General features: G+C 69.4%; 2 protein-coding genes (1 of these 2 cut by a window edge). Both read left to right on the forward strand.

Going from position 1 to position 13,597, the window contains the following annotated elements:
- Positions 1-12,974 carry the 3' end of an ADP-ribosyltransferase gene (locus tag OG403_RS28540; protein WP_329569261.1) on the forward strand. Its footprint begins 15,913 nt before the window's first position, so only the last 12,974 of its 28,887 coding nucleotides appear in the window; its start codon lies off the left edge, out of view; its stop codon occupies positions 12,972-12,974.
- A gap of 128 nt (positions 12,975-13,102) precedes the next feature.
- Positions 13,103-13,537, forward strand: a complete 435-nt coding sequence (locus OG403_RS28545) for a hypothetical protein (protein ID WP_329569263.1) — start codon at positions 13,103-13,105, stop codon at positions 13,535-13,537.
- Positions 13,538-13,597: the final 60 nt, after the last annotated feature.

Genomic DNA, 13,597 nt, shown 5'->3' on the forward strand with positions numbered 1-13,597 from the left:
GTCATCAGGGTCAGCGTTTCGGTGGTGAGGCTGGTGGCGGGCGGTCGCTGGACGATGTCCGTGGTTTGGGTGGTCGGATCACGGCGATCACGGAGGAGAACCTGACCGGTGAGCACACCGGTATCGGTCTTCAGCCGCATTACCCGGACGGGTACTCGACGACGACGCATGAGTTGGCGCATGCCGTGCATCTGCACGGTGTGACCGAGGATGACCAGGCCCTGATCAAGGGGGTCTTCGAGGCGAAGGGGAAGGCGGGGGCGTCGGCGGTCTGGCCGGATGGTCCGTTGCGGGCGGCGGGCAAGGGTGAGGCGGGGCCGACGAACTACAGCTCGCGTGATGAGTTCGAGTTCTTCGCGCAGTTGACCAATGCCTATCTGGGGACCAATCACGGCAAGGACCCGTTCACGGAGGAGGTCCGCAACAACGGGCGGGAGTGGGTCGAGGACAACGAGCCGGCGTTGCTGCCGCTGCTGGAGAGGCTCTACGGCAAGGACCCGGCCGGGTTCCATCCGGAGAAGTCCAACCCGGTCGAGGAGACCCAGCGCGAGACCGAGTCCTACGCGTACGCGCAGACCCTCTTCAACGAGCACCAGACCGACACCACCACCACCACGGTCGCGGGCGCGGACGACAACACCCCCCGGCCGCCGGAGCACCAGGACCCGCAGCCGGACCTCGAACCCCTGCTGCCGCCCCCGCCCAAGCTTGATAACCCCGTTTCCCAAGATTTCCTGGACATCGTGGAGTGGAATGGCCCGCAGGCCCGTGATATGGCCGAGGCCTTCATCGACAACGGCTACAAGCTGACGCAGGATCAGTTCGCCGCGATGCCGCACGAATTCCAGACGCGGTACGCGGAGCTGGAGTTCTTCGGCGAGGATCGCGCCGACGAAGCCGATCCCGGGAAGGGCGTTTTCAACAAGCTGAAGGACCTCACCGCCGATCTGCCTCTGAAGCACCGGCAAGCGCTGTACTTCTACACGAAGGCGAAGAGTGACAAGCGGCTGAGCTACGACGACCTCAAGGCGGCCCAGCGGGTCCGTGAGAGGTCTGGCCACATCGGTGACCTGGATGATGGCGCGAAGATCAAGTGGCTGATGAAGAAGATCAACGAGTCCATCTCGCAGTCCTACGTCCCGGCGGATCTCGTGGTCACCAGGGGCACCACGGACGTGGGTGACCGCCTGCGGCCGGAGGATCTGCGGGTGGGCACGCCCGTCAGGGAGGTCACCTACGTCTCCGCGAAGATCGGTGACCAACTGGCCAAGGCCTTCGACCAGAAGCAGATCCAGCTGCACCTGCTGGTACCCGAGGGCGTGCGAGCGGTGTACATGGCGAAGGTCTCCAAATTCTCCGACGAGCGCGAGCTGCTGTTCGGGCGCGGCCTGCAGTGGACGCCGACCAGGATCGTCAAGCCCGAGCACGACGGTGGCCAGTGGACCGTCTACGGCGAGGTGGATCCGCCGACGCATGAAATCGAGGGTGACGGCGCCCCCCTCTTCGGGTACAAGCGGCAGGTCCAGTCGAACAAGGACCACAAGCTCCCCTTGGACTTGGACAACATCTCTGACGTCGACTCGGATGATCTCTCCGAGAAGGAATCGGTGGACCAGCAGTACTCCGGCGACGAGGAGATGTACTCCGGCGATGAGTACGCGTCCCACGACGATGAGGAGATGTACTCCGGCGATGAGCAGATGTCGTCCGGCGGTGGCTACCTCGCACCGCCGCCGCCCGCGGGTCCTGACCACGGCTCGGAGCCGCTGCTTCCGCCGCCCCCGCCGGCCTGGCTCAACCCGCACAACTGGCCGGAGGATCTCGCTCAGGATGTGATCGCTGATCATTTTCTGGATCAGGGTTGGGAGTTGACGTCGGAGCAGTTCGACGGGATGCCCCATGATTTCCAGGCTGCTTATGCGGAGCGTGAGTTCTTCGGGACGGAGGAGGAGTTCCAGGAGCGCCAGGTTGTGATGGAGGTGGCGCTGGAGGGGATGAAGAGTGACCTCCGCGACCTCCTGCGCGCGAATCCGGAGCTCTATCGTGACCTGCGCTTCTACACGGAGCCGGCTGAGGCGGAGGATGGTGAGGAGCAGCCTTCGCTGACGTATCACCAGGTGAAGGAGGCGCAGCGGGATCTGTTCCGTCACGCGGGTGATCCGTCCTTCGACATTGCGGATCGTGAGTACGGTCCGGAGATCCAGCGCATCATCGGCCATATCGATGAGGTCATCTCCCAGTCTCCGGTGGCGGAGCATCTGGTGGTGGGTCGGGGGACGAAGGATGTGGGGGATCGTCAGCGTCCGGAGACGTTGAGGGTGGGTGTGCCGGTCGAGGAGGTCACGTTCCTCTCGACGATCGTCGGTCGTGATCTGCCGGACAGTATTTTCGAGAATCGTCTGATTCGGCTGCATCTGAGTGTTCCGCAGTTCAAGCGGGCTGCTTTTATCGAGGGTGCCTCGGAGGTGCCTGAGGAGCGTGAGCTGCTGTTCGGTGCGGGGCTGCGGTGGACGCCGACGAGGATCGTGCGTCCGCTGGATCCGGCTCCGCACACGGGGGATCCGAACGAGGTTCCCGCGGACAAGCAGTGGACCGTCTACGGGACGGTGGAGCTGACGCACGAGGAGCAGTACTACGACGACGGCGATGAGGAGATGTACTCCGATGGCGGGTACGTTTCCCCGCCGCCGCCGGCGGCGGCCACCGGGCTGTCTGCGGGCCGTTCCGATGCGCCGGTTGTTCCGTCTGCGGTGGATGGGGTGGGTGAGCGGCCGGCTGAGGTGGATGCGGTGGTCGGGCGGTTGTCGGGGATGTCGCCGGTGGAGCGGGAGTCGGTGTTCGCGCGGTTGTCGCCGCAGGGTCGGCGTTGGCTGGTGCGGGATCGGGATTTCGTGGCGGAGTTGCGTGGACTGTCGGATGAGGATTTCGTCCATGGTGTGGCGCGTCTGCTGGTGGATGTGGATCCTCGGGCGGATCGTCCGGTCTCCTCGCGGGTGGAGGCGTATGCGCAGGTCGAGCGGATGCTGCGGGATCCGCAGACGGCCGAGCGGCTGTTGGCCAGCCGGGTGCAGATCGTGGTGGTTCCGAAGGACCATTCCATGACGAGTGTGGAGGCGTTGCTGAGCCATCAGGGTCAGCGTTTCGGTGGTGAGGCTGGTGGCGGGCGGTCGCTGGACGATGTCCGTGGTTTGGGTGGTCGGATCACGGCGATCACGGAGGAGAACCTGACCGGTGAGCACACCGGTATCGGTCTTCAGCCGCATTACCCGGACGGGTACTCGACGACGACGCATGAGTTGGCGCATGCCGTTCATCTGCACGGTGTGACCGAGGATGACCAGGCCCTGATCAAGGGGGTCTTCGAGGCGAAGGGGAAGGCGGGGGCGTCGGCGGTCTGGCCGGATGGTCCGTTGCGGGCGGCGGGCAAGGGTGAGGCGGGGCCGACGAACTACAGCTCACGTGATGAGTTCGAGTTCTTCGCGCAGTTGACCAATGCCTATCTGGGGACCAACCACGGCAAGGACCCGTTCACGGAGGAGGTCCGCAACAACGGGCGGGAGTGGGTCGAGGACAACGAGCCGGCGTTGCTGCCGCTGCTGGAGAGGCTCTACGGCAAGGACCCGGCCGCGTTCCATCCGGAGAAGTCCAACCCGGTCGAGGAGACCCAGCGCGAGACCGAGTCCTACGCGTACGCGCAGACCCTCTTCAACGAGCACCAGACCGAACCCGCTACCCCTGTGGCGAGCAGGGACGACAACACCCCCCGGCCGCCGGAGCACCAGGACCCGCAGCCGGACCTCGAACCCCTGCTGCCGCCCCCGCCCAAGCTCGATAACCCCGTTGTTGATCCTTCCTTGCTGGACCCGGCGACCTGGGGCACCGGCTCGTTCGCCAGTCGTGATATGGCCGAAGAGCTCTTCCGCGACGGCTTCGGGTTGACGCAGGATCAGTTCGCCGCGCTGCCACACGACTTCCGGGAGCGGTACGCGGAGCTTGAGTTCTTCGGCTGGGATCACCCCAGCGAGGCCGAGCCCCTGGACAGTGTGTTCGACAAGCTGAAGGACCTCTCTGCCGGGCTGCCTCTGGAACACCGGCAAGTGCTGCACCTCTACACGAAGCTGAACAGTGAAACCCGGCTGGGCTACGGCCGGCTCAAGGCGGCTCAGCGGGTCCGTGAGGCGTCCGGCCACATCGGCGAATTGCCCGACGGCGTGGAAATCAAGTGGCTGCTCAAGAAGCTCAACGAGTCCATCTCGCAGTCCCCCGTCCCGGTGGAGCTCGTGGTCACCAGGGGAACCGAGGACATGGGCAACCACCTTCAGCCGCAGGACCTGCGGGTGGGTGAGCCTGTCAGAGAGGTCACCTACATCTCCGCGAAGGTCGGTGGTGAACTGGCGGCCGCCTTCGCCCAGAAGCCGATCCGGTTGCACCTTCGCGTGCCCAAGGGCGTGCGAGCGGCGTACCTGGAGGAGCTTTCCCAGATCCCCAGCGAGCACGAGCTGCTGTTCAGGCGCGGACTGCAGTGGACGCCGACCAGGATCGTCGAGCCCGAGCAGGCGGGTGGCCAGTGGACCGTCTACGGCGAGGTGGATGAGCCGAGCCGTGCCATCGAGGGTGACGACTTCGACCTGGAGGAGTACACGCGGCAGTTCGACGACGGGAACGAGGACCACGAGCTCCCCCTGGTCCTGGGCACCATTCCTGAGGTGGACTCGGATGCCCTCTCGGACGACGACTTCGGGCCCCTGCTGCCGCCCCCGCCCCTGCCCGCCGGCCCGGTGCCCCGGCCTGAGGCGGTCCCTTCCGGCGGACAGGGAACCGACCACGGCACCGTGGCGGTCGCGGAGAAGGCCGACGCCACTGGAGACGAGCACACCGACCCGCCGGTCGATCTGGCGCGGCCGTTGGTGGATCCGGCGGTGGCGCATCTTGACCCGCTGACCGAGCCGACCTGGTCGCCGGAGCGGGAACGGGAGCAGGAGCAGGAGCAGGAGCGCGAGCAGTCGGAGTCCCAGCCTGATCTGGCGCGGCCGTTGGTGGATCCGGCGGTGGCGCATCTTGACCCGCTGACCGAGCCGACCTGGTCGCCGGAGCAGCAGCTCTCCACCGAGGGACAGCAGCCCGCTCAGGAGCAGACCCATACCCACCTCCAGGCGGACACGCAGGAGCAGCCTGTTCCTCAGGCCCAGGCCCAGGTCGAGGCGCAGGCGCCGGAGCAGCCCGTTTCCCAGGCCCAGGTTCAGCCCCAGGAGCACGAGCAGCTCACCGTTCCGCAGCCCCCGGCCGTTCCCCACGACCAGGTGGCCCACACCGCGCCTGCGGTCGCCCCCGCCCCCAACCCCGAGGCGCCCGAGCGCTTCAGGGAGCACCAGCTCGCCGCCTACGACGTGCTGCTCGGCCTCGACCACGACGAGACCAGGGTCCTGACGGAGCTCACCGACCGCTTCACCCGGGCTCTGCACGGAGACGAACTGGCTGCCCGGACCCTGGCCCAGAGCCTCTTCGGCAGCGAGACCCTGCAGCCGAAGCTGTCCGCACTCTCCCGGGGCGATGTCTGGTACGTGCCCTTCGCAGCCGGCGACTGGTCCGGCACGGTGCGGGTGCGGGCCGCTGTGGAGCATGGCGAGTACGCCGAGACGGTCGACAAGTTCGAGTTCGAGTACGGCTCGGAGCAGCAGTCCTCGGTCGGTGTCACCGGTGACCGGCTCTGGCAGTTGAGTCTGGGCGGGCAGGCGAAGTTCAAGTTCGGCAGCAGTGGCGACCTGACCGAGGCGCTCGCCTACCAGCACGGCTGGATGCGGGGCCGGAGCAGTGTCGACGTCAGCCGGACCATCGCGCGCGGCAAGACCGTCGAGCCGGCCGCGCTCTTCGACACCACGTTCAGGCTCTCGGTGGATTTCCTCGACTCCCACCATTTCGGCGTCCCCACGAAGGTGGCGCCGACTGGTCGGGAGCCGCTGGAGCTCTCCGGCCAGGTGGCTGTGCCGGTCCGTGAGACGTCGGCGCGGCAGCAGGAACCCGATCTGCACGTTCACGTGCCGGACCAGGTCGCGACCCAGCTCCGGCTGGCCGGCCAGCACATCGTGAGCAACGTCTGGATCCCCAGGTCCCGTCCCGAGACCACCGGCACCGAGCCCGAGATCACCCAGGCCGAGGTACCCGAGCAGCGCCAGATCGAGGACTTCGTCGCCGAGTTCGACACCCAGGCCCGGGAGTTCTTCGGCAACCAGTGGACCGACCTCAAGGCCAAGCTGATCGACGAGGTCGACCTCGTCACCCTGCACCAGGAGCTCAAGGGCCTGATGTCGGGGCAGGAGCTCTCCGTCGAGCTGGTCGGGCCCGCCCTGCTGGGCAAGGACGGGATGGCCGGGCTGCCCGGGGACGTCCAGGGCCTGCTGCCGGGCGGCGACCGAGGCGTTGCAGGGGCCGGGCTCAACCGGCCGAGTTCGGTGATCACCTTCAAGCGGGCGACGGTCAGGACGATGGCGCCGGTGGACCGGCTCCCGACCACCGAGTTCAACGTCGGTACCGGCACCTCCCGTTCGCAGACGGAGCAGGTCACGGACAGCGACACGCTCCAGGTCCCGCTGCCCGCCGGCGGCAACGGCTACCAGGGCACGGGGACCGGCGGCGCCACCGGCGGTGCTCAGTTCGGCCGGGACAAGGTGCGCCTGAACGGCACCGGTGACGACCTCTCCCTCACCAGCAAGACCAAGTCCTCTGCCGTGGTCTTCGAGGGCACGGCCAAGCTGCAGATCGAGTTCCGGCAGACCTCGCGGTTCGGTGTGGTCGAGACCGGTGGCGGCGACGCGCGGGCCACCCTGGGCTTCCGGGCGGTCATCGACCAGAACGAGACCAGGCCGGCCGAGTTCACCGTCGATCCGGTGACCAACCAGCGCTCCGCACCGCCCGTCTTCACCGCGCCCGACGAGCCGCCACACCTCGCGAACGAGTCGGAGCACACCGAGTCGGAGCAGGCCGAGCCGCCGGCGACCCCGCAGGCGCCGGTCGGCATGGAGCCGACCGACATCGAGCTGCCCGAGATCCACCCGGCCCCGTCGGCTTCGACCCAGCACGTGCCGAGCGAGACCAGCGAGATCAGCGAGACCGGTGAGACCGGTGAGACCGGTGAGACCGGTGAGATGACGCCGGGCGAGGCGGCCGCCGCCCAGCCCGTCACGTATCCGAGCCCGCCCAAGGAGGTCTGGAGCACGAACGCCGCGCAGACCGGCCTGCCCGACACCACCACGGTCCGCGACCTGCGGGACATCGCGCCGCTCCACGCCGAGCTGGACCGGATCGGCCCGGAGCTGCTCGGCGGCGAGGGGCCGTGGCGCGAGGTCCGCGAGGAGGTCCTGCAGACCTTCTCGCACTCGGCGGTCTCCGCCCATCTCACCGCGATGACCCGCAAGGTGGAGCTGCGTACCCAGGAGGTGACCTCGGGTCCGCTGAAGGACGTGCACATCTCGGTCGTCGCCCGCGTGCAGCGGATGGCGCACAAGCGGCAGCAGGGCGAGGCCGACCTCAACACCGTGCGGGAGAGCAGCACCTTCGAGTCGGAGCGTCGTCTCCTCTCCGACAGCAAGAGCCTCCAGGGCGTCGGCGGCGGCAAGGTCCTGCTGCACGAGGAGGCGGTCAAGGACGGGGTGGGCAAGGCGCTCAAGGACACCCTCCAGCTCACCCCCTCGGTCAGCGGCGAGATCCGCGACCGCGACGGCTGGAGGGGCGGCGAATCCACGAAGAGCTACGCCAGTGGCAAGTTCCGCAGCGCCCAGGAGCTGTACGACTCCGAGGTCGATCTGGACGTGGTGTTCACCGTCGGCGACCGCGTGGTGCTGGTGCCGTCGGTCCGGGTGCAGGCCGAACTCGGGCTGGAGCACAAGCTCACCGCCGCCCACCCGGAGGGTGCGGAGAACCAGGGCAGGAACGGCGTCTTCACCGGCCCGGTCACGGCGGAGCCGCCCGCCGTCGACGACTCCGCCGTGGCCGCCCCGTCGCGGCTGGCCACGGGTCGGATCGGCCATTCCGATGTGCTGATCAGCCTCGGCGCCGGTGACACCAGGGTGCTGACCACCGTCAAGGAGGCCCTGGCGCCCCTGGGGAAGATGCCCACGGAGCTGGCCGGGCGGCTCGCCCAGCGGCTCGACCCGTTCGCGCTGAAGTCGGGGCTGGCCCGGTTGAGCCGGGGCGGGGAGATCCGGGTGGCCGTGGACCACGGCGGCTGGAGCGGCGATGTGGTGGTCAAGGCCCGGTTGGGCGACTTCAAGCATCAGGGGTCGGTGGGCTTCGAGTTCGAGCTGGGCAGCCAGCAGCGCACCTCGGTCGGCTTCACCTGGGACAAGCTCACCCGGATCCGCAAGAAGTTCGCGTTCAAGGCCACCGTGCCGCACGCGACCGTCAACGGCGACTACACCCGCACCACGGACACGGTGCGGGGTCTGAGCGTCGACCGGGTCGGCGGCACCGGGAGCCGCGGCAAGAGCGTCGAGCCGGCCGACCTGTTCGAGGGTAAGGCGACGTTCGACATCACCTTCCAGCCCGGCACGCGCAGCCGGCTCCTCTCGCCGAAGGCCCCGCACACCGGGGTCGAGCCGGTCGAGGTGACCACCGTGGTCGCGGTGCCGCACCGGGATCTGCTGCGCAGTGGCAATGCGGCGGACGACCAGGGCGGCGTGGACCTCGCCGGCCGGCTGGACCACCGGCTGGGCTCCTCCGACGTCGTCGCCAGGGTCTTCGCGCGCACCGAGGTGCCGCAGGGGCAGCGCGAGGTGCACGCGGTCGTCGACCAGTTGGCGCCGCAGGGACGCAAGGCGCTCGGGTCCGACTGGTCGGGGATGGCGCAGAAGCTGACCGAGGCGCTGGACTTCGAGCGGCTGCACGCGCTGGTCAAGCCGATGATGGCGGGCCACGAGATCCTGGTGCGGCACCGTGGTGCCAAGGCCTGGATCTCGGCGGACCTGACGAGGCTGCGGGAGGTGGACTCGGCCCCGGAGGTCGAGTTCAACCTCGGTACCAGCGCCCAGACCTCGTTGACCAGTTCCGACGGTGGGACCAACACCGGTGGCGGGAAGGCCAACTCGGTCACCGTCGGCGCGCTCGCCAGCGGCGACCCGCTGGGGATCGCCAGCGTCGGCGGCAGCGTGACCGGCGCCTGGGGGGCGGACCACCTGGAGCAGCAGAGCTCCTCCGGGGCCACCGGCATGGCCGTCAAGGCCAAGCAGCTCGCCACCGCGCTGGACGGCACCGTGCGGCTGAAGGTGCGGCTGGAACGCAGTCCGCTGGTCAAGGTGCTCGACGCCGACCAGGTGCCGCCCGCCTGGGCGCGACGCTCCCTGGCCAGCCGCGACCAGGCCGGGCGCGACCAGGCCGCCGCGCAGGACGGGCCGAGCACGCCGCGGCCGCCGCGGAGCGCTTTGGACCGGGTGCGCCAGACGGTCTCCGACAGCGCCGCCTGGGTGAAGGACACGGCCGTCGACGGGGTCGTGCGGCTCGGCTACTACCGGCGTTCGCTCGTCACGGCCGAGCTCGGCATCGACGTGCTCACCGAGAACCGCCGGATCACCGATCCGGCGGTCCACACCCGGCAGCAGGACCACCAGGCCGAGCCGCCCGCCCCGAAGGTGGTGCGGGTGCCGCCGGAGTCGGTCTTCACCGACGGCCTGCGGAACATCGACGTGCTGCGCTGGCTCGACGATTCCTCGGGCGTGCAGGACCTGCTGAGGTCCTTCGGGTCGGACTTCTTCGGCGGGTCGGCCTGGGACCGGATCGAGGGGCTCGCCCGCAGGTCGCACAGCCACGCGCTGCTCTCCTCCCAGTTCGGCCCGGTCACCCGGGCCCACGACCCGGCCCACGACTCGGCCCACGACCCGGCCGTCGACCGGCCCGACTCCGCCGACGGGGCCACCGGTCAGGAACCGGCCGTCCGCCGGCAGATCGGGACACCGTCCTCGGGCCACCGCCGACTGGTCGACGACGTGAGTGTCAACGCCTCGATCAAGGTCGTTCGCCTGGAGTACACGGGCGACAACGACAGCGCCGCGCTGAGCCCGGCGAACGAGAGCACCAGCGGCGGTCAGCACATCCGGCTGGACATGCGGCAGTTGGGCGCGCAGTTGCAGGGCGGGGCGCAGCTCGACCTGCACGAGGGCGACGAGGCCACCGTGCTGGGCAGCGTCGGCCTGTCCCGCCGCCTGCGCGAGGGACCGAGCGCGGGCACCGGCGGCAAGATCGTGGCCAACGCCAAGGTCCCGACCAAGATGGCCCGTTACACCGGCCACGCGCAGGTCGAGATGACCTTCAAGGAGGGCGACCGGGAGCGGACCGAGCGCGGCCTGGTGCGGGTCGAGCTGGAGGTCCCGAAGGCGGACACCCGGGAGATCCGGGTGGCCGAGGACCGCTCCGTGTCGTTCAGCTCGGACAACCCCGGCGGCGCCCCCGCTTCCGCGCACATGGCCGAGACCATGCGGGCGAACCACCGGGACTTCGGCGTCCACTGGCTGAGCGACCCGTCGATGGACGCGGCCGCTCGACACGCCACCGAGGACGCGATCCGGCACATCCCGATCGACCCGGCGTTCGTCACCGTCGCCTACCACGCCACGACCACCAACGGCGCGCCGACCTGGCACGGGCGACCGCAGCTTCCGGGCGAGTTCGCCGAGTCCCTGCTCACCCTGCGCGACCAGGAGGGTTGGGACGGACGGCCGTTGCGGTTCGTGGTCTGCGGTATGGGCCGCGGGCGAATGAACTCCTACGCCGTCGATGTGCTGAAGGAACTGCAGAAGCGGCGCCCCGGTGAGACGTTCGAGGCGTACGCGCCGACCGGATCGGTCTGGGTGGCCAGGCCGCAGAACCCGGCGGAGGGCCACCAGGGCCACCTGCTGGTGGCCGAGAGCGTCAGCTTCGATGCGAGCGGTCGGCCGCGGCTCTCAGGGGCAGGGGGCTGGCAGCACATCACGCTCCCCGCGCACGGCGGTGAGCCGCAGCTGGCGGGCCACGATCAGGAGGGGTCCCGGGCGGAGCCTCCCGTCGCCACGGAGCACCTGAACCTCGGCCCCGACGCCGTGGCGACGGCCTTCGGCCCGCACGACGCCGACGGATCGCAGCCGCCGCACGAGGTCCCGCAGGACATGCCGGTCGGCCACCAGCAGCTTCCGGCGGACTCCTCGCACGACCGGGACCCGCTGCCGCCCGTGACAACGGAACGAGCCGAGGAGCTGTTCCGGCAGATCGCGGACCGCAGGTTCACTGAGCTCACCAGGGACACCATCGGCACCCTGCACCCGGCGCAGTGGACGATCCCGTTCGACTTCGCCGAGAACGGCTGTTACAACCGGGCGGACCAGATGTCCGCGCACCTGCACAACCAGGGCGTCGCGAACAAGAAGATCTGGGTCACCCACGTCATGGCCTACGGCCCGTTCGGGTTCCCGCTGCTCAAGGTGAAGTCCGGCAACGCCCTTGGCGCACTTCCGGGGCAGCCCCGCGAGCTCGCATGGACGCACCACGTCGCGGTGGTCGTCCACGTGCCGGACGGGGACGAGGGGCAGACCAAGGAGATGGTCCTCGATCCGTCGCTGCATCCCGCAGGGCCGGTGACCACGGCACAGTGGTTGGAGTCCATGGGCGTGGACGTCTCGGCCTCGGACCGGATCGGCGAGTCCTACGGCGAGGCGATGCACAATCTGCGCCTGCGGTACATCGAACAGTCAGTGGACACCGTCAACGGGTACCCCTCCAGGAAGGCGGTCGTCTGCACCACCGAGTCCTACGTCTACCAAAGGCCAGCGTTCGATGACGAGGACAGGCCGATCCCACTCGTCGCCCTCGGCATGCCGACAGCCGAGGACGCGCGGACGAAGTTCCGCACGGAGACGCTGGAGCACGCGCAAGAGGCCAGGACCAGAAGGACGCTGCTGGCGGCCACCAGCGTGCCGGGGGAGAACAGCACCCCCGTGCTCCTCGACCACCTGGGCCGCCCCCTGCAGTTGGTCAGTACCACGACCACGCTGTACAAGCGCGTCGGCAATCGCAACGAGCCGGCCGCCAGCTCGCTCTCGCTCTACAGCCACGCGGCAGGACCGTCCGAGCTGTACAGCAGCAACGGCAGGCCCCTGCGGACGGAACGCGTCGGGGTCGACATGGCGGTTCCGCCTTCCGCGCTGGCCACGCTCTGGACCACCCAGGGCCAGCCCTTCCACCCGACGGCTCAGACCACCTTCACGATCTACGACCAGCACGGCGAGCCCCTGCGCTCGGTCACCACGGCACTGACGCTCTTCAACGAGCGCGGCGAGCTCCTGATGCCGGAGAGCGTCGACATCAGCGTCCACGACCGGACCGACGTCGAACTGCCGTCGCACGCCACCGCGCGGGTGTCCTACTTCGGTTCGGGCGTTGAGCCTCTTGCCTCCGCGGTGTACGGGCACAACGGTGCGCTCCAGGACACCACGTCCACGCGGGTGGCCGTCAGCGCCCGCACCAACCCCAGGGTGCCCTACCTCGAGGTCGTCGGGACCCCGCGCCCCGTCCCGGTGGGTGGGTTCCGGGCTGCGCCGGCGCCGGATCATTCCGGGGGGCTGGTCGTTCCGGTCGGTGTGTCGGGTACGTTGCACGGCGTCGTGGCGGCGTATGAGGCCTCCGAGCGGGCGCGTCCGGCGGAGCAGCCGGTCATGGCGGGGCAGTGGCGGCCGCATCGTGAGTTCGCGCCGCCCGTCGACGCTTCTTCGGACACGCGTGGCACCGTTCCGGACACCGCCGATCCGCAGTCCCCGACGCGCGAGCCGGACAACAGCGGGTGGCACAGCGACAGCGACGACAGCAGCAGTGGCGACGACGGCTCAGCCGGGGAGTACGAGGGGCACGGGGACCCCGCGCACCAGGAGGAGCAACTGGCGCCCGCGTTCCACCACCTCACCGTCGACGACATCTTGAGCGCGCTGAATCCCAGTACCGACAGCGGTGCTGAGGAGTAGACGGCTTGGCAGGCGGAGCCGACCGCTCCGGGGCGCGCCCGGCCCCGGCGCCCGGCCGGTGAACCCGGGGGTGGTCGCCGCCCGTCGGACCAGGTGAAGGCGGGCGGTGACGTGCGAGGAGCGAGCGGATGAACGAGACGGTGCACAGCGGGTTCCGGCTCGCGGCGGTGTTCGACATGGTGGATCCGGTGACCGGGCCGGGGTTCCGCGAGGACCACCTGCGGCTGGCGGACGGGTCCGAGCGGGCGGCCGTCGCCGACTACCTGCGGTCGGCGGCGGCGGTGCTGCTGACCCCGATGCTGATGGACGACGTGCTCTCGCCGGAGCGGCGCGGGGTGGTGCCGATGGGCTTCCGCACCGACGGGGAGTGGATCTGGACCGACACCATCACGTACTACCTCGACGAGTACGGGCTGGCCCCCGAGTCGGGCCTGCTCGCGCACGTCCGCACGCGTCTGGAGGCGCCCCGGGTCGAGCCGAGCGCCGAGGTGCTGGAGCGGGCGGTCGACTTCGTCCTGACGCCGCCGGAGCCGGCGGGCGACCCGGTCTGGAACATCGGCTAGCAGCGGGGCTGAACCCTGGCCGCCCTGCCGTCCGTCACTCCGGGCAGGAGCGTTGTCGAG

The sequence above is a fragment of the Kitasatospora sp. NBC_01266 genome, from assembly GCF_036242395.1.
GTDB lineage: Bacteria > Actinomycetota > Actinomycetes > Streptomycetales > Streptomycetaceae > Kitasatospora.

Excerpts from the sequence above, each read along its gene's own strand:
- OG403_RS28545 (WP_329569263.1), top strand. The coding sequence starts at position 13,103 with ATGAACGAGACGGTGCACAGCGGGTTCCGGCTCGCGGCGGTGTTCGAC.